Source organism: Glutamicibacter sp. St.4D3 (genome assembly GCF_059728615.1).
Map to the genome: position 1 here is coordinate 599,461 of NZ_AP039380.1, position 25,293 is coordinate 624,753.

A 25,293-nucleotide genomic window follows, 5' to 3' on the forward strand; every position below is an offset into this window, starting at 1 on the left:
ACTGCATGAGGGGCATCTCCTTGAGTCCACGGGAATGTTTTTGCAGACGAGGGTGTTTTGTATGCAAACGCATGAACTACGGAGGGTATGAGATGAGCGAATCGATTGTTGTGATTTCCGGGGGACTGGGCACCCCCTCCAGCTCCGGACTGCTGGGCCACCAGCTGGCGGACGCCGTTGCCCGCGAACTGGCCGTTACCGGCGTGCAGGGTGATATCAACGTCATCGAGTTGCGCGACTTCGCCACGGACATCACCAACACCCTGCTCGCCGGCTTCGCCCCGCCCCGACTGCAGCAGGCCATCGATTCGGTGGTGGGCGCCGACGTGCTGATCGCCGTCTCCCCGGTTTTCACCGCCTCGGTCTCGGGCCTGTTCAAGTCCTTCATTGATGTGCTGGACCCCAAGTCGCTGGAAGGCAAGCCGGTCGTGCTGGCCGCGACCGCCGGCAGCGCCCGCCACCAGCTGGCCATCGACTACGCGATGCGCCCGATCTTCTCCTATCTGCGCACCCATATCCTGCCCACCACCGTCTTCGCCTCCTCGGAGGACTGGGGTGCGGACCAGGGGTCGGGAACGCTGGCCGAACGCGAACAGCGCGTGGCCCGCGAAGTGGTGGCCACCCTGGCCGGCAGCAAGGGGCTGAGCGCGGACCTGGATCTGGGAGATACCCGCTCGATTGCGCCCCGGGTCAGCGAGAACGCCTCGTCCCGTGACGAGATGACGTCGCTGCCCTTCGAACAGCTGCTGGAACAGGTTCGTTCGGGCATCAACTCCTAAGGGAACATCGGCTTTCCCGGCCCACCCTGGCGGGCCGGGAATCTAAGTACGATGTGCCAAAGCGTCGGCATCCTCGATAGCATTCCCCTTACGAGCCGTGAAGTGATCCGGCTCGCAGGGCAACGAATCGAATGTGAAAGGTTGATCCGTCGATGCTATCTGAGGAAACGATCACGGCAATCGCCGATGAGCTGGTCCAGGCCGGTGCCACGCGCACCCCGGTGCCGCGGCTCACGGCCCGCTACCCGGAAATGACCGTGGAGGATTCCTACCGGGTCCAGAACCTGTGGCGCCAGCGCTCGGAAGCCAACGGACGGGTGCTGGCCGGACGCAAGATCGGGTTGACCTCCCGTGCCATGCAGATGGCCACCGGCATCACCGAGCCGGATTACGGGATCATCTTCGATGACATGGTGCTGGACTCTGGCTGCACGGTGCAGTGGGAGGACTACACCCACCCGCGCATTGAAATGGAACTGGCCTTCAAGCTGAACAAGGACATCGAAGGCCCGAATGCGAACATTTTTGACGTGCTGCAGGCCACCGAATACGTGATCCCGGCACTGGAAATCCTCGACTCGCGCATTGAGATGGAAGGCCGCACCATTGTGGACACCATCAGCGACAACGCCGCGATGGGTGCCATGGTGATCGGCGGGAACCCGGTCAAGGTGGACACCCTGGACCTGCGGTGGGTTTCGGGCATCCTGTTCAAGAACCAGAGCGTGGAGGAGACCGGCGTCGCGGCCGGCGTACTGAACCACCCGGCCGCCGGCGTGTACTGGCTGGCCAACAAGATCGCCCCGCACGGCGACAAGCTGCAGGCCGGGGAGATCATCCTCGCCGGCTCCTTCACCCGCCCGATGTGGGTGTACCAGGGCGACACCGTCTTCGCCGACTATGGACCGTTGGGAACCGTGACATGCCATTTCGAGTAGAACCCGACCCCTCCTTCAAGGACGCGCTGCACGGCGCGGACCGGGCGTTGCTGGGCATCTGGGTGTGCTCCGGGTCGGCGCTGAACGCCGAGATCTGCGCCGGGGCCGGCTTTGACTGGCTGTTCATTGACGCGGAGCATTCACCCAACGACCTGTCCAGCATCCTGGCCCAGTTGCAGGCGGTGCGCAGCTACCCGGTGGTGCCGGTGGTCCGCCCGCCATTCAACGACACCGTCTTGATCAAGCAGTACCTGGACCTGGGCGTCCAGTCACTGATCATCCCCATGGTGCACACCGCCGAGGACGCGCGCAACGCGGTGGCCGCCTGCCATTACCCTCCGCACGGGGTGCGCGGGGTGGGTTCGGCGCTGGCCCGTTCGGCCCGCTGGAACCGCATCGACGGCTATCTGCAGCGTGCTTCGGAAACCCTGACGCTGATGGTCCAGATCGAATCCGCCGAAGCGGTCGAGAACGTGGAACAGATCGTGGGCACCGAAGGTGTTGACGGGATCTTCATCGGACCCTCGGACCTGGCCGCCTCCATGGGAGTCATCGGCCAGCAGGGCCACCCGGACGTAGTCCAGGCCGTCACCACGTCGATCAACGCGGGACTTGCTGCCGGCAAGTTCGTGGGCGTCAACGCGTTCGACAAGTCCACCGCCCAGCGCTACATCGACGCCGGGGCCCATTACGTGGGGGTCGGGGCCGACGTGGCGCTGTTGGCCCGCGCCAGCGAGGCGCTGGCCGCGTCCTTTGGCGAGGAACGACCGACGGACGCCCCGGCCAGCTACTGAGCAGGTCAACCTCAGCACTACCCCAGCAGTTGCCATCATTGCGCGTCGCAGAGCAAAGCACGACGCCAATGGTGGCAACATTGTTTTTTAATGAGCCGCGAAAAGAAACCCATGAAGGCAGTAATGCTGCGCCTGCGCAATGGCTGGCCGATGCCATTGATGCTGCAGGGAGTATTTGAGATCCTGCAATCGGTGGTGTTCGTCGCTGCCATCCTGCTGGTGCCGCTGATCGCGGTCTACTTCAGCGGGGGCTTCAGCGAGGAATCCTTCGAAGCGATCATGCAGTTCGGCGGACTGATCTGGCTGGCCGTGCACGGGGTGCCGATCCAAATCCACAACCTCGGCCCGGAAACCGACCCGAGTTCGGTCTCCGGGTGGTTCACCCTGATTCCGCTGGGTTTGAGCCTGATCCCGCTGTTCTTCGCCATGCGCGCCGGGCGGCGCATCGCCCGCGCCTCCTACACAGACCAGCTCTGGCAGGGCCTGCTGGGCGCCTTCACCGCCTATGGGCTGGTGGGCCTGGCCACCGGGTTCCTGGTCAGCAACGACTACGCGTCGGTCAACGTGGTGGCCGCGGCGCTGCTGCCGCTGGTGATCGTGTTCTTCGGACTGCTTATCGGTGCCCGGCGTGAAGCCGGGTCCTGGGGGAGGCTGATCGGAATCGATACGGCCAAGTACCTGACCAGCATCTCCCCGCACCGGCGCTGGGCCGGCTCCTACGTCTGGCACGTGATCGTGGCCGGGTTCGTGGGGTATGTCGCGGCCGTGGGCATCAGCGGGGTGGTGCTTTCCGTGGCGGTGGGCACGCACTGGGTGGACGTGGCCAATGTGTACCAGGAACTGCGGCCCGGGGCGGTGGGTTCCTTTGCGCTGACCCTGCTGCAGCTGGGGTTCATCCCCAATGCCGTGTTCTGGGTGCTGTCCTGGATCAGCGGCGGCGGGTTCGCCATCGGCACCGGCAGCACGCTGTCCACCCTGGAGACAACCGTGGGACCGCTGCCCTCGATTCCGCTGCTGGCTGCGCTGCCCTCCGGCGACCATGGAAACTTCTGGCTGTTCATGCTGCTGCCGGTGCTGGCCGGGGTGGCGGCCGGCTGGTACTTCCTGCGGGTGGGGGAGAACCACCTGGAGGACTGGTTCGCCCGCCGCATCCCCTACCACTGGCTTTCACTGGCCACCTCCACCGCGGCGCTGTCGGTGTTCACCGGCATTGTTGCCGGGGTGTTGAGCCTGGCCGGGGCGTGGCTGTCCTCCGGCTCACTGGCGGTGGGCCGGCTGACCGAGGTGGGCCCGCACCTGTGGGCCTCGGCCGGATGGCTGGCCCTGCAGGTCGGGTTGGGCACGGCAATCGGCTATCTGATTGCGCCCTTGTTTGAAACGGACCCGGTGCTCGAAGGGTAGCCAGGCCCTTCCGCCGGGCCGGGCATGGCGGCCGCTACGCCTTGATGTCCCATAAGTGGTGCAGCACATCGTGCCACGCGTATTGTGCGAGGCTGGCCACCGTGAAGGCGGCGCCGTTTGAGCGCAGTCCCTTGCGGGAGTACTCATGCGGTGAAATCCCATCCAGCCGGGTCATGAACATCGCCGAGGCGGCACGCAGCCGGCTGGCCGCCTCCTCCGGATCCAGCTCGTTGTACCGGGCCTGCTCGGCCGCCTCATCCTGGTCCCAGTTCGGGAACGTGGGTTCGTCTTCGGCCAGCATCAGATTAAAGCGCAGCACCATCACCCGCAGCATGTCCGCCACATGCACCACGTATTCCTGGACACTCCAGCGGGAGGGATCGGTGCGCTCGCGGGCGTGCTCACGGTGCAGGGCCAACAGGTAGCGGTCCACCTTGTCCGGCAGCTCATCGACGATTTCCTCCGGTGTCGTCGAGCGCACGTCATGGGCGCATTCGGTGCAGATTTCATCCAGCACCACGGTCCAGTCCTTGTCGTCGGGGACGATGCCTTCCATTGCTCCTCCTGGGAATCGAAGAATGGTGGCTCCAGTCTAGGGCCGTGGCCGACGCATTCCGAGGGATGCCCAGTGTCTTCCGGCTGACTCTTGAGCTGCCACCCAAGCAACCCCCTGGGTCAAGAGCGCCAGTGCGCCGCCTGCCGGCCGGTAGCCCAGGCGGTGGGCTGGGCCCATGGCCAGCACCACGCGGTGCCGGGCCACCAATTGGCTCCCCGCAGCCCGCTGATCTACCCTGAAGGCAGGCACATTGCCGTTTTTCCGGTCGGGACGACCCGTCCGCTCGCTCGACATGGGGACGACCCCATGGAATAGGTTCTGAACCCTTGCGTTCCACTTCCTTGTTGCGATCAATCGTCACCCCGGTGGCCATCCTCCGGCTTATCCTTGGCTGGGGCACCTTCTTCCTGCTGCTCGGGCTGGGGCGGTTCCTCGCCCCACCGGTGTCCGGCGGGCTGCTGGTGCTGGCCCTGTCAGTGATCGTCGCGGTCATCCTGCTGTGCTCCTTCGGGGTGGTGCACGAAGCCGAGCAGCTCGCGCGCCGGCTGGGAGACCCCTACGGTTCGCTGGTGCTGACCCTGTCCATCGTGCTGATCGAAGTCATCCTGATTTCCGCGGTCATGCTGGGCCCGGGCGATCATTCGACGATCGCCCGCGACTCGGTCATGGCGGTGTCGATGATCATCATGAACCTGGTGATCGGCCTGTCCCTGCTGGTGGGAGGCACCCGGCACGGGGCCATGGCCCCCAACCGCACCGGTGCCTCGGCCTACCTGGCGATGCTGGTGGTGCTCACCTCCCTGGCGTTCGCCCTGCCGGCGCTGATCGGCACCGGGGGCAGCTACACCACCGCGCAGGAGATCCCACTGGTTCTGCTCACCGTCGTGCTGTACGCCTACTTCCTGTACCGCCAAATGGGGGCGCAGTCCGGGGACTTCATTGAGGTGGACCCCAAGGTGATCCAGCGCCTGGGGATTGGCGGAACCGAGGGCCAGGCCGGTGCGCAACGGACCCCGATCGGTCAGCTGCTGGCCACCCACCGCACCGAAGTGCTGCTGCGGCTGGGACTGCTGGTCATCACGGTGCTGCCGATCGTGCTGCTCTCCCATGACATGGCCAGCCTGCTGGACGTCGGCCTGGGCCGGCTGGGGGCACCGGTGGCCCTGTCCGGGATCCTGATTGCCATGATCGTGTTCCTGCCCGAATCCATCACCTCGGTGCGCGCCGCCCTGAACGGGGAAATCCAGCGGGTGAGCAACCTGTGCCACGGCGCGCTGGTCTCCACGGTGGGCGTCACGATTCCCGCCGTGCTGGTCATCGGCATGCTCACCGGGCAGAGCGTCGTGCTCGGTGAATCCCCGGCAAACCTGCTGCTGCTTGGGCTGACCCTGCTGATGACCGTGGCCGGGTTCGGGGCGAAGCGGGTCACCGCCGTGCACGGGGCCGCCCACCTGGCGTTGTTCGTGGTCTACGGGCTGGTGGTGTTCGCCTAGCGGGCCGCTGCTGCGCCCGCCCACCTTGCCGGTGCCAGGCGGCGGGCGCAGCCACCGTAGAATTGAAGCCATGCGTATTGTGGTTTTGGTTTCCGGCACCGGTTCGAATCTCCAGGCAGTCATCGACGCGATCGCCAGCGGCGAGCTGCCCAATGTGGAAATTGCGGCGGTCGGCGCGGACAAGCACGGCACCCTGGGGGTGCAGCGCTGCGCGGATGCCGGGATTGAAACCTTCGTGGTGAACTTCAAGGACTATTCCGAGCGGGCGCAATGGAACCATGCGCTGACCGAAAAGTGCCTGTCCTACGCCCCGGACTACGTCATCTCCTCGGGCTTCATGCGCATTGTGAACGAGGAGTTCATCAATGCCTTCGAGGGCACCTACATCAACACCCACCCGGCACTGCTGCCGTCCTTCCCCGGCGCCCACGGGGTGCGTGACGCCCTGGCGTACGGGGTGAAGGTGACCGGCTGCACCGTGCACATCGCCGACACCGGGGTGGACACCGGCCCGATCCTGCGCCAGGAGGCGGTCGAGGTGCTGCCCGGGGACACCGAGGAATCCCTGCACGAGCGCATCAAGGTGGTTGAACGCCGGCTGCTGATCGCCACCCTGGCGGATTTGGCCGCCGGCAAGGCGTAGCCCGGACGCACTATTCCGGCGCGTCCCACAACGCGCGGTAGGCGGCAATGCGCTCCCAATCCGGCGCCACCCCGTAGGCGCTGAAGAAGAGCTCCTCGTAGCCGGGGCCGAAGTTGATGTCCCAGCCGATGCTGTAGCTGGCAATCGCCAGGTCCGACCAGCGGTCCGCCACCCCCAGCAGCCCCAGGTCCACGTGGGCGGCAAAATCGCCGGACGAATCCAGCAACGTGTTCGGCACGCACGGGTCCCCGTGGCAGACCACCAACTGCTGCGGTGCCAGAAGCCGTGCCGCGTGGGGCTGCGCCCAGCTGCCGGTGAACGGGCAGTCCTCGACCGGCAGGGTCTCATGCAGCCTTCGCAGGCCCCGGGCGATCGCGACGACGGCGGTGCGCGGCTCGGCGCGCCACCGCTCATCCACGGCGCTGGTGCCGACAACCCCCTGGGTCAGCAGCCAGGATCCGTCGGATGTGGCTCCCTGCCCGAGCACCAGGGGAACCGGGTGATACATCCGGGCCCAGCGCAGCCGCCGGGCCTCGGCCGCCAAATCCACCGCCCGCGCATCTTGCCGGTCAACCGGCGGGCGCGGCTGCCACTTCAGGTACAGGCACCGGCCTGCGGGGGCCAGCCGAAAGGTCGTCCCACCCAGCTCGTTGCGCCACACCGGTTCGGCCCCGCCGTCCGCGGCCAGCCGCAGCAGGTGCTGCGGCAGGTGGGCGGGAAGTTCAGTCAAGCTCGCGGCCCTTGGTTTCCGGGGCCACCCGCGCCATGACCAGCAGGGCCAGCACCACCAGCACGGTCGCCCCGGCGAACAGGGCGCTTAGGCCCACCACCGGCCACAGTGCGGCGAACAGCAGCGGACCGAACCCGGCCGCCAGCCGGGACATGGTCGAGGCCCACCCGAACCCCGAGGCGCGCAGCTCGGTGGGGTACAGCTCCGAGACATAGGCGTAGAGCACCGGGATCGCCACCTGCACCACCATCCCGAACACCAGCACCCAGCCGATGGCGGCGGCCGGCACGTGAAGCACCTGGGCCACCAGCACCAGCACCAGACCGGAGAGTGGCGCGGAAACGCCCAGCAGCCACTTGCGGCCCACCCGCTCAACGAGCAGGGCGGCGATCACCACCCCGAGCAGACCCATCAACGCCATCACCGCGGTGGTGAACAGGGCCGCGGACTGGGCCATCCCGGCCTCGGCCAGGATGGTGGGCAGCCAGGTCAGTGCCAGGTAGTAGACCAGCAGGATGGTGATGAACAGCAGCCAGCTGGTCGCGGTCAGCGACGGGGAGTACCGCCACAGCGCCACCACCTGCTGCCACCACGGTGTGGGCTTGGCGTCCGGCACCTCGATCCGGTACTCGCGCACCTTGGCCCCGGTGCGGGTCACCAGGTCGTCAATCACCGCCCGCGCCTCGGACTCCCGGCCCCGCGAGGCCAGGTACAGCGGGGACTCGGGCACCTGGCGGCGCACAAAGTAGACCAGCAGCGCCGGCAGGATCATCACCACCAGGATCAGCCGCCAGTTCTCGGTCGTGGCAATCACGGCCCCGGAAATGAAGAAGGACAGCGCCGCACCCACCGGCCACCACCCGTCCATGGCGGTGAGCACCTTGCCGCGCAGCCGGGCCGGGGTGAACTCGCCCACCAGCGCATAATCCACCGGGATGCAGCCGCCCAAGCCCACACCGGCCAGGAAGCGGAACGCCACAAAGAACCCGAAGTTCGGGGACAGCGCGCCCAGCACCGTGAAGACCGAGAACATCAGCAGGGTCGCCGAGAACGCCTTCTTGCGCCCATAGCGGTCCGCCAGCCCGCCCCAGATGAACGCGCCGATCGCCATCCCCACCAGGTTCGAGGTGCCCAGCAGCGCCGCGGTGGTGCGCTCCAGCCCCCACTCGGCGGCGACCAGCGGGATCAGTGCGCCGTTCAGCGTCACGTCCCAGGCGTCGAACATGAACCCCAGGCCGCCGATGATGAAGATCGAGCCCTGCACGGACCACTTGAAGGGCAGCTCCTGCACAATGCGGGCGCCGGAGGGGCGGGTAATGGTAGACACGGTCAAAGTCCTTCGGTGGAGGATGCGGCTGCGGAGGCAACAGGCAGTAGCCTACCGACACTGCCGTGGCTTCGGGCACATCGCTACGCCCGATTGCCCGGTGCGTCAAGGCCTACCGGTGGCCCGCCGAACGGGGTAATCTCTGGACATGGGAGTAGATTGGACCGCTCTCGAAGAGGCGCTACGGGTGTCCGCCCTTCGACACGCGGCGGAGATTTTGGAACAACACCCGACCCAGGACTTCTACGCGATTGCCCTGCACGGGGTCAGCAGCGAGGAGTCCGAGTCCATTGACATGCCCCTGCTGGCGTTGAACTCCATCCAGGCGCTGGAACGCGACCGGCTGACCGAAACCCGCGAACTGCTGGTGGCGCGCGGCGAGGACCTGGACGAGGACGAGGAATACGAGGACCGGGCGGACGCCGATGACTACTCCGGCGTCGAACCCGGGGACCGTGAAACGGAGGATGACTCCACGGACGGGCACGGGGCCGAGGACGAGGACCACGACGGCCAGGACCTGGACGATGTGCTGCAGGCGCTGGAAGCGGACCTGGAAGCCGACGACGATGACGGATTCTATTCGGATAAGTGGGAACCCACCGAATGGCACTGGTCCTCCATCGGGCTGGTGGAGGAGGTGGCCGCCGAAATCTGGAGCGACGCGCTGGCCACCCAGGCCCAGCGTGAGGGGTGGAGCGAAACCATCCGCGCCTACTACCGCACCATGGTCAGGGTGGCCATCGGGTTGCGTGATGCCCTGAACGAACGCACCAAGCTGGACCTGGTCACCTACGTGGCCGACGACGACCACGCCGAGACACTGCTGAAGCTGTGCCTCACCCCGGAACAGCTCAGCGAACATTTCCCCGACATCGTCCAGGACCAGACCCTGTCCGAAACATCCTGAAGGTTGACCGCACCCCGGGGCTAGAATGGTTGCGGCGGCCGCCGTGCCGCCGCAACCACAATGTCGCACTGCCCGGGAGACCATTTACGTGAGCAAGACCGCCCTAGACCGTGTAGCGATCCGTCGCGCCCTGATTTCCGTTTACGACAAGACCGGTCTGGAGGAGCTGGCCGCCGGACTGCATGAGGCAGGGGTGCAGCTGGTCTCCACCGGTTCAACGGCCCAGCGCATCGCCGCGGCCGGCATCCCCGTCACCGAGGTGGAACAGGTTACCGGTTCCCCGGAAATGCTGGACGGGCGCGTGAAGACGCTGCACCCGCGGATCCACGGCGGCATCCTGGCCGACCGCCGCGTGGGCAAGCACATGGACACCCTGGCCTCCATGGACATTGACCCGATCGACCTGGTGGTCGTCAACCTGTACCCGTTCGTGCAGACCGTCGCCTCCGGCGCCGCGCAGGACGACGTGGTCGAGCAGATCGACATCGGCGGTCCGGCCATGGTGCGTTCGGCCGCGAAGAACCACGCTGCGGTCTCCATCGTGGTGGACCCCTCCTTCTACGGGCAGGTCATCGAGGCCGCCAAGGCCGGGGGCTTCGACCTGAAGACCCGCCAGCGCCTGGCCGCCAAGGCCTACGCCCACACCGCCGCCTACGACACGGCCGTGGCCTCCTGGACCGCCAGCCAGTTCCTGGACGAGGACGAACAGGGCCAGGTCCAGTGGCCGGCCTACGCCGGGGTGGCCCTGGAACGCGAAGCGGTGCTGCGCTACGGGGAAAACCCGCACCAGCAGGCCGCCCTGTACACCGATGCCGCCGCGCCGGCCGGGATCGCCCAGGCCAAGCAGTTGCACGGCAAGCCGATGAGCTACAACAACTACGTGGACGCAGACGCCGCCCTGCGCGCCGCCTTCGACTTCAGCGAACCAGCCGTGGCCGTCATCAAGCACGCCAACCCGTGCGGTGTTGCGGTGGCCACCCCGGGCGCCGCGGACCCGATCGCCGACGCCCACGCCAAGGCCCACGCCACCGACCCGGTCTCCGCCTTCGGCGGGGTGATCGCCGCGAACCGCACCGTCACCAAGGCGATGGCCGACACGGTCAAGGGCATCTTCACCGAGGTGGTCATCGCCCCAGACTTCGAAGATGAGGCCGTGCAGATCCTTTCGGCCAAGAAGAACATCCGCCTGCTGACCCTGCCGGAGGGGTACCGCCGCGCCGCCAACGAGTTCCGCCAGATTTCCGGCGGCATGCTCATCCAGGCGTCGGACACCATCGCAGCCGACGGTGATGACACGGCCAACTGGACGCTGGCCGCCGGCTCGGCCGCCGACGAGCAGACCCTGGCCGACCTGGCCTTCGCCTGGCGTGCGGTGCGCGCCGCCAAGTCCAACGCCATTCTGGTGGCCAAGGACGGTGCCGCGGTGGGCATCGGCATGGGACAGGTCAACCGCGTGGACTCCTGCAAGCTGGCCGTGGAACGCGCCAACACCTTGGGCGTGAGCGTTGAATCCGGGGCCGACGCCGCCGGCGGGGCCGAGAACGTGGACGGCGCCGAGTCCAAGAACCGCACCCGGGGCGCCGTGGCGGCCTCGGACGCGTTCTTCCCGTTCGCCGATGGCCTGCAGATCCTGATTGACGCCGGAGTCAAGGCGGTAGTCCAGCCCGGCGGCTCGGTACGCGATGAGGAAGTGATCGCTGCGGCGAACGAAGCCGGCATCACCATGTACTTCACCGGCGCCCGCCACTTCTTCCACTAGATCCTGGCGCATGGCGGGCCCCCGCACGACCTGAATGACTCAGGCGGGCGGGGGCCCGCCGCGTCTTGCCGGTGCCTCCCGGGGATTTTGTGTCGGCAAGCCGCCGGTGGCGGCAGCGGAAACGCGCTTTAACCGCGTCGAGGGGCAGCGCCCGGCGCCGTGGCGGATAACCGTGAGAGCAGCTCGCTTTCGGTCGCTTCCAGGTAGCTGCGCAGTTCATCGGCTGCCGCGACCCGCTGCCCGCGATCGAGCAGTCCCACGACGTTCACATTGCCCTGCAAGTAGGTGCGATGAAAATCCGTGGTGCCCTGCGCCGACTGGAACGCCAACCGCATCCGGGCCAGCACGCGGTGCATCAGCTCCTGCAGGTGCCTGCTGCCTGACCCGGCAACAATCTGCTCGTGAAACCGCTGGTTCGCATCCGCGACCCCGACCGTGTCGCTGGCCGCCATCGCCTCCAGGCCAGAAACCACGGTGCGGTGCAGTTGGGCAACATTTAGGTCCGCGCCCCAGGCCACCGCCGCCGGTTCGATCATCCGGCGCACCGCGTAGATTTCACGTACATCCTCCGGCCCGGGACAAGCCACGAACACCCCGCGGTTGGGGACCCGCGTGATGATCAGTTCGTTGTTCAACATCCGGAACGCCTCGCGCAACGTGTTGCGGGAGATCCCAAAGGTTTCGGAGAGCGCCTTTTCCCCAAGCTTTTGGCCGGGAACCATCTTGCCCGCGGCGATGAGCGCACGCAGCCGTTCGGCCACCCACGCGCCGGTGTGCGCGTGAGCGGCCACCCCGCGTTCCAACAGGCCGTGGCAGGGGGCAGCATCCGTGGCGGCGGCTGCTTGATGGGGCTCGTTCATCTGCGCCCACCTCCCGTCCGCGGCATCGATGAGCCGGGTTCCAGCAGCACAAAGCGGATGGGGGTGCCGGGGGCGAGCTGAGCGGCCTTTGAGACGTCCTCATCGACCAAGGTCGCGATGACCGGATAGCCGCCGGTCACCGGGTGATCTGCCAGGAACAGCACGGGCAATCCGGAAGGGGGAACCTGAAGCGAACCGCGGACCATGCCTTCGCTTTTAAGCTCACCGTCGCGCAGCCGGACCAGCGGCCTGCCGCCCGCGGCATTGCTCAGGCGCAGTCCCACCCGGTTGGACTGGGCACTGACTTCCCACGTTTGGGAAACAAGCCGTTCCAGGCCCTCCGGTCCGAACCAATCATCGCGTGGACCGGCCACGAGGCGCAGCCTAAAACATCCGTCCGGCTCGGGCTGGGGCAGCGTGGAGGGTTCGGCGCCGCCCACCGGATGGGTGCCGCGGATCCTCGCCGTGGGCAGGCGCTCGCCGGGTTGCAGGGGTGCTGGTCCGAGGCCGGAGAGGGAATCGGTGGACAGGGAGCCCAGAACCCGGTGGCCATCAAAGCCGCCTCGGACCGCCAGGTAGCTGCGAAGCCCGGCCGTGGCCGCGGAACAGCTCAAGGTTTCCTTGTCCCTGAGGATGAACGGCACGTTCATCTCTGCGGTGCGCATGCTGGTGTGATCCTGGGCCTCGCCGTGGATCTCGAGCCGCACCTCGGCCCCGCTGACCGCCAGCACCTGGTGGCCAATGGCCCGCACCCGCAGCGAACCGGCAAGGGTCTCGATGACGGGCGCACCGGGCAGGTTCCCGACCAGCCTGTTCGCCTGGTGCGCCGAAATCACATCCGCAGCGCCGGAGGGGGAAACGCCAAGGTTGCCGGCGCCGCGGCGTCCTGCATCCTGGATCGTTGATTGCGGGCCGGGGCTGATGACTTCCACCCCCGACGTCACCTGTGGTGCCGGTGGCTGGTGGTTCGCGGCAGGAGCGCTCAGTCGCAGTGCCGCGCGTTGCGGCACGAATTTCACCTTGTCGCCCGGTTGCACCAGGACCGGGGGCGTGCGGTTCACGTCCCACATGCGGGTGTCGGTATGCCCGAGCAGCTGCCAGCCGCCGGGGGACGCCGCGGGGTAGATGGCCGAGTACTTCCCGCCCAGGGCAACCGCGCCGGCGGGCACCGTGGTTCGAGGCGTGCTGCGACGTGGAACCTCCAAGGGCGTGCCCTCGGACTGCAGGTAGGCGAATCCCGGGGCAAAGCCGGTAAATGCGGCAGCCCACCGTCGTGAACTGTGCAGTTCGATCAGCGCTTCGGTGCTCAGGCCGAGCAGCTCGGCCACCGCGTGCAGGTCCGGCCCGTCGTAACTGACGTTCACCGTGATGAGCTCGCCTTCGTGCCGGCGGTCCAGGTCAAGATGCAGCGTGGGAATGACCCGGTACGCGTAGCCGGCATTGGGCAGGCAGTCGGTCCTGAGCAACACCGTGCGCGCACCGGTTTGCACATCCTGCTGTCCTGGCAGGGGATGGGATTCCAGCCAGGCGGTCAGCGCCATCGCGGACGCGGCATCGGACAGCTCCACGAGCACCGCTCGGGTGCCGGCAAAGTGGACGGCATCGATCGTCATGCGAAGCTCTTGATGTCTATCCCCGAGGATTCCAGCCCGCCACGCACCGCGGCGGCCACCGCCACGGCTCCGGCCGTATCCCCGTGAACGCAGATGCTCTCAGCGGAAGTGCGGATGATGGTGCCATCGATGGCCCGGATGGTGCCTTCGCTGGCCAGGCGAATCATGTTCTGGGTGATGCGTTGGGGATCATGCAGGACGGCAGCGGGATCCGTACGCGAAACCAAGGTTCCGTCCGGGTTGTAGCTGCGATCGGCAAAGGCCTCGCTGACCGCCCGCAACCCGGAACGTTCGGCCTTGTCCAGGGCGATCGACCCGGGAAGCAGGAGCACGGGAAGGTCGCGTCCGAAGGCCCGTATCGCGTCAATCACCGCCTGGGCGTGCTCTTCATGGTGCACGATGGCGTTGTACAAGGCGCCATGCGGTTTGACGTACTTGACTTCGCTGCCGGCAGCCCGGGCCATGGCGTCCATCGCCCCCAGCTGGTAGAGCAAGTCATCTGCCAGTTCGCTGCCCGGAACCTCAATGAAGCGGCGACCGAACCCGGCCAGGTCGTGGTACCCGACATGAGCCCCGATGGTGATGCCCGCCTTCGCCGCCTCGCGGCAGGTGTGGGCGATGGTGCGCGGGTCACCGGCATGGAATCCGCAGGCCACGTTGGCCGAGGAGACGGATTGGAAGATCGCGGTGTCATCTCCCATGCTCCAGCTTCCATACGATTCGCCCACATCGGAATTCAGGTCGATGTATTGCACTGTGATCCCCGTCTCTACTTGCCTCCGACCTTAACCATGCAGCAAATGACTGGATTGTTCAACAATCTGGTTGCGTGCTCGTTGCCGGGTTCTTCCGGCGGGAGTCCCGGAGGCGTCTGGGTTGCTGTTATGCCCCTCCCATGGCGGGGTTTGCGAAAAAGCGGTTTGAGTTACGAGACCTTAACTTAAAGCGGGGATGCCGATCTGGGGCCGCCAAGCCCGACATTTCAGCGCAAAATCAGGGCAGTTCGCAGGGATAACTAGGCCACAAAACGTGTCGTGGAGCCCGAAATCAGGTAAGTTGGGAACGTTGAGTTTAGGGCGGTTAACCCCGCTTCCGCACGACGATCAGGGAGACGCCACACCTATGGCCAAGATTATCTACACCCACACCGATGAAGCGCCGATGCTGGCGACCCACTCGTTCCTGCCGATCGTCGAGGCCTACGCTTCGACCGCCGGGGTGGAGCTGGAAACCCGCGACATCTCGCTGGCCGGCCGCATCATCGCCAGCTTCCCGGACTACCTGACCGAGGAACAGCGCATCGCCGATGCCCTGGCCGAGCTGGGTGACCTGGCCAAGACCCCCGAGGCCAACATCATCAAGCTGCCGAACATCTCCGCATCGATCCCGCAGCTGAAAGCCGCGATCGCCGAACTGCAGGCCGCCGGCTACGCCCTGCCCGATTACCCGGACAACCCGAGCTCGGATGAGGAAACCGACATCCGCGCCCGCTACGACAAGATCAAGGGTTCGGCCGTGAACCCGGTGCTGCGTGAAGGCAACTCGGACCGCCGCGCGCCACTGAGCGTGAAGAACTACGCCCGCAAGAACCCGCACTCGATGGGTGCCTGGTCCTCCGACTCGAAGACCAATGTCGCCACCATGGGTGCCGATGACTTCGCCTCGAACGAGAAGTCCGTGGTCATCGACAAGGACAAGAGCATCTCGATCCGCTTTGTCGCCGAAGACGGTGAAGTCAAGATCCTGAAGAAGCCGTTCAAGGTGCTGGCCGGCGAGGTCATCGACGGCACCGTCATGCACGTGGCGGCCCTGGACGAGTTCCTCAAGGACGCCGTGGCCCGCGCCAAGCGCGATGACGTGCTGTTCTCCGCCCACCTGAAGGCCACCATGATGAAGGTCTCCGACCCGATCATCTTCGGCCATGTCGTCAAGGCCTACTTCTCTGAGCTGTTCGACACCTACGGCGAGCAGCTGGAAGCCGCCGGGCTGAACCCGAACAACGGCCTGGCCGCCATCCTCGGCGGGCTGGACGAGCTGACCGACGAGGTCCGCGAGGGCGTGGAGAAGCTGATCGCCAAGGGCCTGGAAGAGGGCCCGAAGCTGGCCATGGTGGATTCGGACAAGGGGATCACGAACCTGCACGTGCCCTCCGATGTGATCGTCGACGCCTCGATGCCGGCCATGATCCGCCTGGGCGGAAAGATGTGGGGCCCGGACGGCGAGGAAGCCGAAACCCTGGCCGTGCTGCCTGACTCCTCCTACTCCGGCGTCTACCAGGCCGTGATCGAGGACTGCCGCGCCAACGGCGCCTACGACCCGACCACCATGGGCACCGTGCCGAACGTGGGCCTGATGGCCCAGAAGGCCGAGGAATACGGCTCGCACGACAAGACCTTCGAGATGACCGGCAACGGCCACGTCCAGGTGCTGGACGAGTTCGGCACCGTACTGATCGAGCACCAGGTCTTCACCGGCGATATCTGGCGCGCCTGCCAGACCAAGGACGTTGCCATCCGCGACTGGGTGAAGCTGGCCGTCAACCGCGCCCGCGCCTCCCGGACCCCGGCGGTGTTCTGGCTGGATGAGAACCGCGCCCACGACGCGGTGCTGATCAAGAAGGTCAACGAATACCTCAAGGAGCACGACACCGAGGGCCTGACCATCAAGATCCTCTCGCCGATCGAGGCCACCAAGTACTCGATTGAGCGCATCCGCAAGGGCGAGGACACCATCTCGGTGACCGGCAACGTGCTGCGCGACTACCTCACCGACCTGTTCCCGATCCTGGAGCTGGGCACCAGCGCAAAGATGCTCTCGATCGTTCCGCTGCTGGCCGGCGGCGGCCTGTTCGAGACCGGTGCCGGTGGCTCGGCCCCGAAGCACGTACAGCAGCTGGTGAACGAGAACCACCTGCGGTGGGACTCGCTGGGTGAGTTCCTGGCCCTGGCCGCTTCCTTCGAGCACCTGGCCAGCAACTACGACAACGCCCGCGCCCAGGTGCTGGCCGACACGCTGGACGCCGCGACCGGTACCTTCCTGCTGGAAAACAAGTCGCCCAAGCGCAAGGTGGGCGAGCTGGACAACCGCGGCAGCCACTTCTACCTGGCCAAGTTCTGGGCCGAGGAGCTGGCCAAGCAGGACAAGGACGCCGAATTGGCGGCCGCCTTCGCCGACGTGGCCAAGGCACTGTCCGACGATGAGGAAACCATCCTCAGCGAGCTGGCCGAGGTCCAGGGCCACAGTGTTGAACTGGGCGGCTACTACCGTCCGGACGAGGCCAAGACCACCGCGGTCATGCGTCCGAGCAAGACCCTGAACGCTGCTTTGGAACTGCTGACCAAGTAGTCCCGGCGCGCTGAACCACTGGAGGCACCAGCCATGGGCTGGTGCCTCCACTCGTTAAGGCGGATGCGCAACCATTCAGTGGCCCCGACATCCTGCACCAGCTGCCGGGTTCCGGGTCGGCCTGACCCGTCCGGGCTCCCAGCGAAACCAGCCATGGCTGGTGCAAAACATCCTGCGCCCCCGGGAAACTGGGACTTTTTTAACTCGGCGGCATCGGTAACGACCCCTAGCCTTGAAGTAGTACTGACGAGGAAGTGGACATCACCATGCGACTGGCAATGCTGCAAGACACCGCGACCGTGCTGGATGGGGACGCGAACATTTCCCTGATCGCCCATGCGGCCGAGCAGGCCGCCAAGGCCGAAGCCGACCTGCTGCTGACGCCTGAGCTGTTCATTAGCGGGTACGCGCCCGAGCAGATCCTCCAGCGGCTTGTCCCCGAGCAGGCCGCGGCGTGGGGCCAGCGGATGCCCGAGGTGGCGCGCGCCGCCGGGATCGCGATTGCCTATTGCCTACCGGAATACGTTGACGGCCAGTGGATGATTGTCGGCTATGTGGTGGACCGGAACGGGGCCCAGCTGGCCCGCTATGTGAAGGTGCACCTCTACGGGCCCGAGGAGCAGCGGGTGTTCAAGCCCGGCACCGGCGCCCCGGCCCTGTTCGAGCTTGAGGGCCTGCGCATCGGGCTGATGATCTGCTTTGACGTTGAATTCCCCGAAACCGTACGCGCCGCGGCCGTTCGTGGTGCCGAGCTGGTCATCGTGCCGACCGCGTTGAGCGTGGGCAACGATCCGGTCACCGATTCGCTGATTCCGGCCCGCGCCATGGAAAACGGGGTCTACGTGGCGTACGCGAACCACAGCGGCATGGAGGCCGGACTGGAGCTCTCGGGGCACTCGGTGGTGGCGGCGCCCTCCGGCACCGTGCTGGCCGCCGCCGGGGCCGAGGCCGAACTGCTGATCACCGACCTTGCGGCCCGCCAGGTGAGCGAAGCCCAGCGGATCACCCCCTACCTGGCCGAACTGCGCAACGACCTCTACCAGCGCTGGGGTGCCGAAACCTGGGCGGACTAGCCGCTGGGCTGGACTATGTTCCGGTATTGGAAATGAAACGCAGCGCCAGATAAAGCTCCTGACGCACCGCCGCCTCGGACAGGTCCACGCCCAACAGCTCGGCAATGGCGCTTACGTGCCGGCGCATGGAGTTGCGGTGCAGCTGCGCAGCGGCTGCCGAGGCATCCCACTGCCCGTTGGCCTCCAGCCAGGAACGCAGCACCCTCAAGTACAGCTCGCGGCGGGCCGCGGGCAGTTCCAGCAGCGGGGCGAGCAGGTCATGGGCCAGTTGTCGAGCCGCATTCAGCGGCAGCAAGTCGGCGAAGGTGCTGCCCAGATCCGCGGCCCTGAGGCTGCGCTGCTCATCGAGCACCCGCCGCAGCAGCCCCGCGGCCTGCAGATAGGCCTCGTGCAGTTCCGCGCCGCGTTGCCGCCACCCGGCGGCGGACGGATCCAGGGCGCGGGAGACCGCCACCAGCATTCCCGCTTCCCGGGCGCGCAGCATCAACGGGTCGTCGACCGGTTGGCGGGTGACCACGGCCAGCTGCCCATCCAGCCGGGCCACCAGCCGGGTGTCGAACAGGCTGCGGCAAAGCACCACCTGGTGATCGGGATCGGTGTCCCCGTCTTCCTGGCCGGCGGCGAGCACCACGTGGAGCGGCTGCCTGGGGTTTCCGCCCACCGCAGCATCAAGCAGCTCATCGGTGCGCCCCGATTCGGGGTCCTGCCCGGTGATTCCCAGCGCCAGCAGCGTGGCCAGCTGGGTCGCGGCGAAGGAGCCAACCAGGCGCTGATGCAAGATGACCTCCAGCAGGCTCAACGCCGTGCCGGCGATGCTGCGCACCGCGACCGACGGGGGTTCGGCCAGGGAGAGCACCAGGGTGCCGGTTCCCGGGTCCGGACGCTGGCTGGCGGCATCCTTCTGGCCGGGGGAGGCCGTGGGCTGGCGGGCCCGCAACGGGTAGACCAGGTGCGTGGCCGCCCCGTCGCTGAGCACCTCCAGGCGTGCCGAACGGTGGGAGGCGAGCTTGTGGCGCACCGCGTGCAGGGCATCCTCATCGGGCAGGTCCACGCTGCTGCCGCGGGCCACATGGCGCAGGCGGCCATTGGGGTCCAACAGCTGCACGGCCGCGCCGATGCGTGGGGCCAGCTCCTCGATCAGCCTCGTCTCGGGCCGGTCGCGGTCCAGGGCGCGCAGCAGCGCCCGGTTCGCCTCGGCCACATCCTTCATCATCCGCGCGGTGTCACTGCGCAGCAGTTTGGCGAACGTGATGCCCAGGTGCGCGAACGGCACGGAAACATCGATCTGCCACAGGCTCAGTCCGTGGCGGCGGCAGGCGGCGCTCAGGGCCGCAGGCACGTTTTGGAAATAGGGTTCGGTGCCAAAGCCCAGGGCGCTGGCCCGGGCACCAACCAGTGCGGCCACGTAGTCATCGATCCGCCGATCGCGCTGCGGCCCGGCCGGCACGTCCAGCCATTGGGCGCCGGTGGTCAGCACCAGTTCGTGGGGGATCAGGTAGGCGGTGGGGTCGGCCAAGTCGCTGGGCTCCACCCAGTGCAGCGGGGCGTCCCCGCCCTCCACCACGACCCGCACCCCGCCGCGGATTTCGCGCAGGAAGCGGGCCACCGTCAGTCCTTCCCAGGGCACCTCGGCGTCTTCAGCCACAGGTGCGCGATCCAACCAGTCCGGTGCATTTTGTCCCATGTGCTCAAAGTTTAGTTCAAATCGGCTAGGGTTGAGATGCCGCTCACAGACCTAGTCTGGAAAGCGATGGATGAACAGCTACGCAAGGAACATCATGAGTACACCGAGCGGCTTGACCAGGTCCCCACGCCCCACGCTGACGGCGCAGCTTCGACGCCGTAAGTCGATTTCCCACATGGTGGAGTCAGCCCACGCCGACAACGGCGGCGGGCAGCTGAAGCGCACCCTGGGCGTTTTCCAGCTCACCATGATTTCCGTGGGTGCCACCCTGGGCACCGGCATTTTGGTGATCCTTGGCCAGGCGGTGCCGATCGCCGGACCGGCGGTCTTCATCTCCTTCTTGCTCGCCGGTGTCACCGCCCTGCTCTCGGCGGTCAGCTACGCGGAAATGGCCGGCATGGTGCCGGTCTCCGGGTCCAGCTACTCCTACTCCTACGCCACCCTGGGCGAGGGCATCGCCTGGGTGTGCGGCTGGTGCCTGGTGCTGGAGTACGCGGTCTCGGTGGCGGCCGTGGCGGTGGGCGCCGCCGAATACGTCAACGAAACCCTCAGCGTCTTCGGCCTGGAGCTGCCTGCCGCCCTGGCGGCAGGACCCAGCGAGCCAGGCGGAATGGTGAACCTTTCGGCCCTGATCGTGGTCGGGCTGGCCACGATCCTGCTGATCCGCGGTGCCCGTGAATCGGCCCTGGTGAACACCGTGGTGGTCATCATCAAGACCGGCATCCTGGTGTTCTTCTCCATCGTTGCCTTCACCGCCTTCAACGCCGGAAACTTTGAACCGCTGCTGCCCATGGGCGCGGCGGGGGTCACCGGCGCAGCCTCCATCGTGTTCTTCTCCTACATCGGCTTCGACGCCGCCTCCACCGCCGGTGAGGAGGCCCGCAACCCGAAGCGGGACCTGCCCCGGGCAATCCTGTGGTCAATGGTCATCGTGACCACCGCGTACGTGCTGGTGGCCGTCACCGCCGTCGGTGCGCGGCAGTGGCAGTGGTTCGAAGGCTCCCAGGCCGCCCTGGTGCAGATCATCCACGAACTGACCGGCCAGCAGTGGATCGTGCTGCTCTTTGCCGCCAGCTCGGTGCTGGCCATCGCCTCGGTGGTGCTCACCGTGCTCTACGGGCAGACCCGCATCCTGCTGTCCATGTCCCGCGACGGACTGGTGCCCAGCATCTTCTCCCGGGTCAACGCCCGCACCGGCACCCCGATCGCCGGCACCGTGATCACCGGGAGCGTGGTGGCGCTGACGGCCGCCTTCATCCCGCTGGGACAGCTGGCCGAGGCCACCAGCATCGGCACCCTGTTCGCCTTCGCGCTGGTCAGCGTCTCGGTGATCTACCTGCGCCGCAAGCAGCCGCTGGCCACCCGCACCTTCAAGGTGCCCTTCTACCCGCTCACCCCGATCCTGGGCGCCGCGGCCTGCCTGTTCCTGATGAGCCAGCTGGCTCCGGTGACCTGGCTGGTCTTCGGGCTGTGGATGTGCGTGGGCATCGTGATCTACTTCGGCTACGGCCGGCGCCACTCCCGGCTGGGGCAGCTGAGCAAGCAGCAGTACATCGACGCCCACCTGAACCGGCCGGCCGACTAGATGAGTAAGTCCTAAATCCGTATAGGTACGAAAAGGCCTCCTGAACAGAAAGAATCTGTTCAGGAGGCCTTTTAATGCTTAGCGGAGAGTGTTAAGAGTTATGGTGTGAACAAAAACCTAAACACTCTCCTGACAACACTCTACGTGTTCATCACTGACCATGTCATCCCGAACCTGCCCACCGGACCACGGCGGGGACGACCCCAGCTACTCAGCGACGCGGAGCTGCTCTGCCTGGCCGTGGCCCAGCACCTGCTTCATGCAGACTCCTCAGAGACCCGGTGGATCCGGTACGCCCGCACCCACCTGAAGTCGATGTTCCCAAATATCCCGCAGCAATCCGGATACAACAAGCGCATCCGCGCCGCTGCCCCGCTGATCGCCCACACCCTGACAACGCTGGCTCAAGACGTTCCCACCTGGCATGATGTTCTGCGACTTTTGGACTCCACCCCGGTACCGTGTGGTCAGTCCCGCGAAACAGTCAAACGCTCAGACCTGGCCGGGCAGGCCGGGTACGGGTACTGCGCTTCGCACTCCAGGTACTTCTGGGGCTTACGGCTCTACCTACTCTGCACGCCCGAGGGAATGCCAGTGGTCTGGGGCCTGGCCAACCCGAAAATCGGCGAACGCGAAGCCATCGCAGCGATGTTGGAAGCCAGCAGTGACCTGGTCGCCGATGGGCAGGTAATCCTGGCGGACAAGGGCTTCGCCGGCAAGGAGTTTGAAACATTCATCACCGCAGATCTCAAAGCTCACCTGCTACGCCCGGACCGGAAGGACGAGACACCCCGATTCGGGGACTTCGGAGGGATTCGTCAGTGGGTTGAGTCCGTCTTTGACACCCTCAAAGGCCAACTCGGCCTGGAACGTCATGGGGCGCGTACTCTGGGCGGTGTCATGGCCCGTGTTGCGTCCAAGCTACTAGCCATGGCGGCCGGGATCTGGCACAACTGGAAAATAGACGCACCCCGCAAACGCTCATTGACCGCGTATGACCACTGAACACACGGGACAACCATTAGGAATTAATCATCTAGGTTTTGGCGGGCCGGGCCGCCCACGACTTTTCAATCCCAACGTTTCACGCACGACCAAGGAGCAACACCGAATGAGCCTGAGCATGCTCAACCCCGACTTCCCCTTCAGCTACGACCACTACCTGGCCGGCGCCGAGGGGCTGGGCCAGATTCCCCGGGAACATCACGGCACCGAGGTAGCCGTGATCGGTGCGGGGCTATCCGGGCTGGTCACCGCGTATGAGCTGATGAAGCTGGGGCTCAAGCCGGTGATTTTCGAGGCCGACCAGATCGGCGGGCGGCTGCGCACCGCCTCCTTCGCCGCCGCCCCGGAGGTCACCTGCGACCTGGGAGGGATGCGTTTCCCGAGCACCGGCAAGGCGTTCTACCACTACATCGACAAGCTGGGCATCGACACCTTCGAATTCCCCAACCCGATGGCCGGGCCCACCCCCTCCACGGTGATCGAGCTGAAGGGGGAGAAGGTCTACGCCGAACGCCCCGACCAGCTGCCCGCATTCTTCCTCGAGGTCGCCGACGCCTGGCGCCGGGCGTTGGCCGAGGACGCCGACTTTGAACGGATGCAGCAGGCCCTGATCTCCCGCGACACCGCGAAGATCAAGGAGCTGTGGGACCGGATGGTGCGCGACCTGGACGAGGAGACCTTCTACGGCTTCATCGCCAACTCGGCGGCCTTCAAGGAAGCCGGCTTCGAGCACCGTGAGGCGTTCGGCCAGGTCGGATTCGGCACCGGCGGCTGGGACACCGATTTCCCGAACTCGATCCTGGAAATCCTGCGGGTCGTGTACACCGACGCGGATGACAACCACCGCGGCATCACCGGTGGGGCGGCGAAGCTGCCGCACGCCCTGTGGAACCACGCGCCCCAGGACCTGGTGCACTGGCCGGCCGGCACCAGCCTGTCCTCGCTGCACCACGGGGCACCGCGCGGTGCGGTCTCCCGGATCGTGCGCGGGCAGGGCCACGGCCCGCACGGGCAGCGCATCGCGGTCACCGAGAAGCACGGGCGGACCCAGGAATTCGATGCGGTGGTCTCCACCACCCAGTCCTGGCTGCTGTCCACCGGCATCCACGTGGAGGAGTCCCTCTTCGAACCGAAGATGTGGACCGCCATCGAACGCAGCCACTACATGCAGTCCTCCAAGACCTTCGTGATGGTGGACCGGGCGTTCTGGAAGGACAAGGACCCCAAGACCGGCCAGGACCTGATGTCCATGACCCTCACCGACCGGCTGAACCGGGCCACCTACCTGCTGGACAACGGCCCGGGCAAGCCGGCGGTGATTCTGCTGTCCTACACCTGGAACGATGACGCGCTGAAGTGGCTGTCCCTGGATGCCGAGCGCCGTACCGAGCTGATGCTGCACTCCCTGGAGCAGATCTACCCGGGCCTGGACATCCGCAGCCACATCGTGGGCACCCCGATCACCGTCTCCTGGGAGGCGGACCCGAACTTCATGGGCGCGTTCAAGGCCAACCTACCGGGCCACTACCGCTACCAGCAGCGGCTGTACACCCACTTCGACCAGCGGGAGCTGCCTGAATCGCAGCGCGGCATCTTCCTGGCCGGCGATGACATCTCCTGGACCGCGGGCTGGGCCGAGGGTGCGGTGACCACCGGGCTGAATGCCGTGCACGGGGTGATGCGCCACTTCGGCGGGGACAGCTTTGCGGCGAACCCGGGCCCGATCCACTTCCTGGAGGAATACGGGCCGATCGCGCTGGACTAGCGGACCCGGCCCTGGGGGATGGCGGCTGCGGCGCGGATCATGTTTCGTGCTTCGGTCCCGGCCGCCAGCGCCTGGACCTGGGTGAGCGCCAGGTCGTAGACCAGCTCCATCACCCGGTGGGTGTTCCCGCCCACGTGCGCGGTGATCAGGCAGCCCGGGGCCTGCCACAACCGGTGGCCGGCCGGCAAGGGCTCGGGGTCGGTGACATCCAGGGCCGCTCGCAACCGCCCGGCCTCCAGCTCGGCCAACAGGGCGGGGGTGTCCACCACGGCGCCGCGGCCGATGTTCACCAACAGCGCCCCGTCACGCATCCGGGCCAGGAACCCCTGGCTGACCAGCCGCTGGGTGTCATCGGTGTGCGGCAGCGCCACGATCACCACTTCGGCGTGCGGCAACAGCGAATCCAGCTCATCGACGCCGTGGACAATCGTGCCATCGGGCAGGGTGCGCGCCGTGCGGGCCACCGGCAGCAGTTGTGCTGGTTTGAAGGGCAGCAGCCGTCGCTCGATTTCCTGGCCCACCCCGCCGTAGCCCAGCAACAGCACCCGGGCCCCGTGCAGGCTGGCGCCCCAGGTGGGTTCCCAGCGCTGTTCACGCTGGCGGTGCACGGCGGTGCCCACCCCACGCAGCGCGGCCAGGACCAGGGCCAGACAGTGCTCGGCGGTCGCGTCCTCGATGGCCCCGCGCGAGTTGCTCAGCCCCACCCCGGCGGGCAGGTGCTCCAGCACCCACTCGTAGCCGATCGACATCAGGTGCACATGCTCCAGTCCCGGAATGCGCGAGACCCTGGCACGGTGCTGCGGGTTGCGGGGCCGCTCGGTCACCAGCACCTGCGCGGGCGGGGCATCCGCGGCAGTGTCGTTCAAATGCCACACGATCGGCTCGACCCCGGGCAGATCCAGGCGGCGGGCCAGCTCGTTGGAGGGAACAAGAACACGCAACACCAAGGTTCATCCCGTCGTAGAAGTCAGGGGCCTGGCTTGGACCCAACCCCAGACCATTCTTGGCACAAGCCCTGCCGCCGCGCCAATCC

General features: G+C 66.6%; 21 protein-coding genes. 13 read left to right on the forward strand and 8 right to left on the reverse strand.

The features are described 5' to 3' along the window. The first annotated feature begins 92 nt into the window (after positions 1–92). The 4 genes from AC6I21_RS02810 to AC6I21_RS02825 all read left to right on the forward strand — a co-directional run bounded on the left by AC6I21_RS02810 (position 93) and on the right by AC6I21_RS02825 (position 3,912). Positions 93–779, forward strand: coding sequence for a CE1759 family FMN reductase (locus AC6I21_RS02810; protein WP_497763058.1), 687 nt, complete (start codon positions 93–95; stop codon positions 777–779). Between the two features lie 152 nt (positions 780–931). Continuing rightward, positions 932–1,717, forward strand: coding sequence for a 2-oxo-hept-4-ene-1,7-dioate hydratase (hpaH, locus tag AC6I21_RS02815; RefSeq protein ID WP_497763059.1), 786 nt, complete (start codon positions 932–934; stop codon positions 1,715–1,717). Then, positions 1,702–2,511 carry an aldolase/citrate lyase family protein gene (locus AC6I21_RS02820; protein WP_346921469.1) on the forward strand — a complete coding sequence of 270 codons (810 nt, stop codon included), beginning with the start codon at positions 1,702–1,704 and terminating at the stop codon, positions 2,509–2,511. Before hpaH ends, AC6I21_RS02820 begins: the two co-directional genes overlap by 16 nt. A 111-nt stretch (positions 2,512–2,622) precedes the next feature. Beyond that, positions 2,623–3,912 (forward strand): cell division protein PerM, encoded by a 1,290-nt coding sequence (locus AC6I21_RS02825; RefSeq protein ID WP_138173637.1) that lies wholly within the window; start codon positions 2,623–2,625, stop codon positions 3,910–3,912. A 34-nt stretch (positions 3,913–3,946) separates the two neighbouring features. Here AC6I21_RS02825 and AC6I21_RS02830 read toward each other — a convergent pair whose 3' ends face one another. Then, entirely contained in the window at positions 3,947–4,468 is a 522-nt protein-coding gene (locus tag AC6I21_RS02830; RefSeq protein WP_054820988.1) for a DinB family protein, read from the reverse strand. A gap of 326 nt (positions 4,469–4,794) precedes the next feature. On the opposite strand from AC6I21_RS02830, the gene AC6I21_RS02835 reads away from it, so the two are divergent. Beyond that, complete coding sequence (locus AC6I21_RS02835) at positions 4,795–5,961, forward strand: calcium:cation antiporter (protein ID WP_497763060.1); 1,167 nt, start codon at positions 4,795–4,797, stop codon at positions 5,959–5,961. Between the two features lie 70 nt (positions 5,962–6,031). Continuing rightward, on the forward strand, positions 6,032–6,604 hold the full coding sequence (gene purN / locus AC6I21_RS02840; protein WP_138925681.1) for a phosphoribosylglycinamide formyltransferase: 573 nt from the start codon (positions 6,032–6,034) through the stop codon (positions 6,602–6,604). Positions 6,605–6,614: 10 nt separating this feature from the next. Here purN and AC6I21_RS02845 read toward each other — a convergent pair whose 3' ends face one another. Both AC6I21_RS02845 and AC6I21_RS02850 read right to left on the reverse strand, forming a co-directional pair. Further along, positions 6,615–7,334 (reverse strand): phosphotransferase, encoded by a 720-nt coding sequence (locus AC6I21_RS02845; protein ID WP_497763061.1) that lies wholly within the window; start codon positions 7,332–7,334, stop codon positions 6,615–6,617. After that, positions 7,327–8,661: an MFS transporter gene (locus tag AC6I21_RS02850; RefSeq protein ID WP_497763062.1), complete on the reverse strand. Its 1,335-nt coding sequence runs from the start codon at positions 8,659–8,661 to the stop codon at positions 7,327–7,329. The genes AC6I21_RS02845 and AC6I21_RS02850 overlap by 8 nt, the downstream gene beginning before the upstream one ends. 187 nt (positions 8,662–8,848) lie before the next feature. On the opposite strand from AC6I21_RS02850, the gene AC6I21_RS02855 reads away from it, so the two are divergent. Continuing rightward, positions 8,849–9,571, forward strand: a complete 723-nt coding sequence (locus AC6I21_RS02855) for a hypothetical protein (RefSeq protein ID WP_138925683.1) — start codon at positions 8,849–8,851, stop codon at positions 9,569–9,571. Positions 9,572–9,659: 88 nt separating this feature from the next. Further along, positions 9,660–11,330 carry a bifunctional phosphoribosylaminoimidazolecarboxamide formyltransferase/IMP cyclohydrolase gene (gene purH / locus AC6I21_RS02860; protein ID WP_497763063.1) on the forward strand — a complete coding sequence of 557 codons (1,671 nt, stop codon included), beginning with the start codon at positions 9,660–9,662 and terminating at the stop codon, positions 11,328–11,330. A 128-nt stretch (positions 11,331–11,458) separates the two neighbouring features. On the opposite strand, the gene AC6I21_RS02865 is transcribed toward purH, so the two are convergent. Genes AC6I21_RS02865 through AC6I21_RS02875 form a run of 3 tightly spaced genes read right to left on the reverse strand, consistent with a single transcriptional unit; the run spans position 11,459 to position 14,558 of the window. Then, a complete protein-coding gene (locus tag AC6I21_RS02865; RefSeq protein ID WP_497763064.1) occupies positions 11,459–12,190 on the reverse strand; it encodes a GntR family transcriptional regulator in 732 nt (243 codons plus the stop codon). Beyond that, positions 12,187–13,803, reverse strand: coding sequence for a 5-oxoprolinase subunit B/C family protein (locus AC6I21_RS02870; protein ID WP_497763065.1), 1,617 nt, complete (start codon positions 13,801–13,803; stop codon positions 12,187–12,189). Before AC6I21_RS02870 ends, AC6I21_RS02865 begins: the two co-directional genes overlap by 4 nt. Next, positions 13,800–14,558 carry a LamB/YcsF family protein gene (locus AC6I21_RS02875; RefSeq protein WP_497763066.1) on the reverse strand — a complete coding sequence of 253 codons (759 nt, stop codon included), beginning with the start codon at positions 14,556–14,558 and terminating at the stop codon, positions 13,800–13,802. The genes AC6I21_RS02870 and AC6I21_RS02875 overlap by 4 nt, the downstream gene beginning before the upstream one ends. Before the next feature lie 367 nt (positions 14,559–14,925). Between AC6I21_RS02875 and AC6I21_RS02880 the strand changes: the two genes are divergently transcribed. Both AC6I21_RS02880 and AC6I21_RS02885 read left to right on the forward strand, forming a co-directional pair. Next, on the forward strand, positions 14,926–17,148 hold the full coding sequence (locus tag AC6I21_RS02880) for an NADP-dependent isocitrate dehydrogenase (protein ID WP_497763067.1): 2,223 nt from the start codon (positions 14,926–14,928) through the stop codon (positions 17,146–17,148). A gap of 266 nt (positions 17,149–17,414) precedes the next feature. Beyond that, positions 17,415–18,221, forward strand: a complete 807-nt coding sequence (locus AC6I21_RS02885) for a nitrilase-related carbon-nitrogen hydrolase (protein WP_497763068.1) — start codon at positions 17,415–17,417, stop codon at positions 18,219–18,221. A gap of 13 nt (positions 18,222–18,234) precedes the next feature. On the opposite strand, the gene AC6I21_RS02890 is transcribed toward AC6I21_RS02885, so the two are convergent. Next, positions 18,235–19,866 carry a PucR family transcriptional regulator ligand-binding domain-containing protein gene (locus AC6I21_RS02890; RefSeq protein ID WP_497763069.1) on the reverse strand — a complete coding sequence of 544 codons (1,632 nt, stop codon included), beginning with the start codon at positions 19,864–19,866 and terminating at the stop codon, positions 18,235–18,237. 133 nt (positions 19,867–19,999) lie between these two features. Here AC6I21_RS02890 and AC6I21_RS02895 point away from each other — a divergent pair, with 133 nt between their 5' ends. From AC6I21_RS02895 to AC6I21_RS02905, 3 genes are all read left to right on the forward strand, one after another. Beyond that, a complete protein-coding gene (locus tag AC6I21_RS02895; protein ID WP_497763070.1) occupies positions 20,000–21,490 on the forward strand; it encodes an APC family permease in 1,491 nt (496 codons plus the stop codon). A gap of 105 nt (positions 21,491–21,595) precedes the next feature. After that, positions 21,596–22,495, forward strand: coding sequence for an IS982 family transposase (locus AC6I21_RS02900; RefSeq protein ID WP_396276687.1), 900 nt, complete (start codon positions 21,596–21,598; stop codon positions 22,493–22,495). Positions 22,496–22,601: 106 nt separating this feature from the next. Next, the gene (locus tag AC6I21_RS02905) at positions 22,602–24,260 is read left to right on the forward strand and encodes a flavin monoamine oxidase family protein (protein ID WP_497763071.1); all 1,659 of its coding nucleotides are present in this window, start codon (positions 22,602–22,604) and stop codon (positions 24,258–24,260) included. Here AC6I21_RS02905 and AC6I21_RS02910 read toward each other — a convergent pair. After that, complete coding sequence (locus AC6I21_RS02910; protein ID WP_497763396.1) at positions 24,257–25,204, reverse strand: 2-hydroxyacid dehydrogenase; 948 nt, start codon at positions 25,202–25,204, stop codon at positions 24,257–24,259. The genes AC6I21_RS02905 and AC6I21_RS02910 overlap by 4 nt on opposite strands. Between the last annotated feature and the right edge of the window lie 89 nt (positions 25,205–25,293).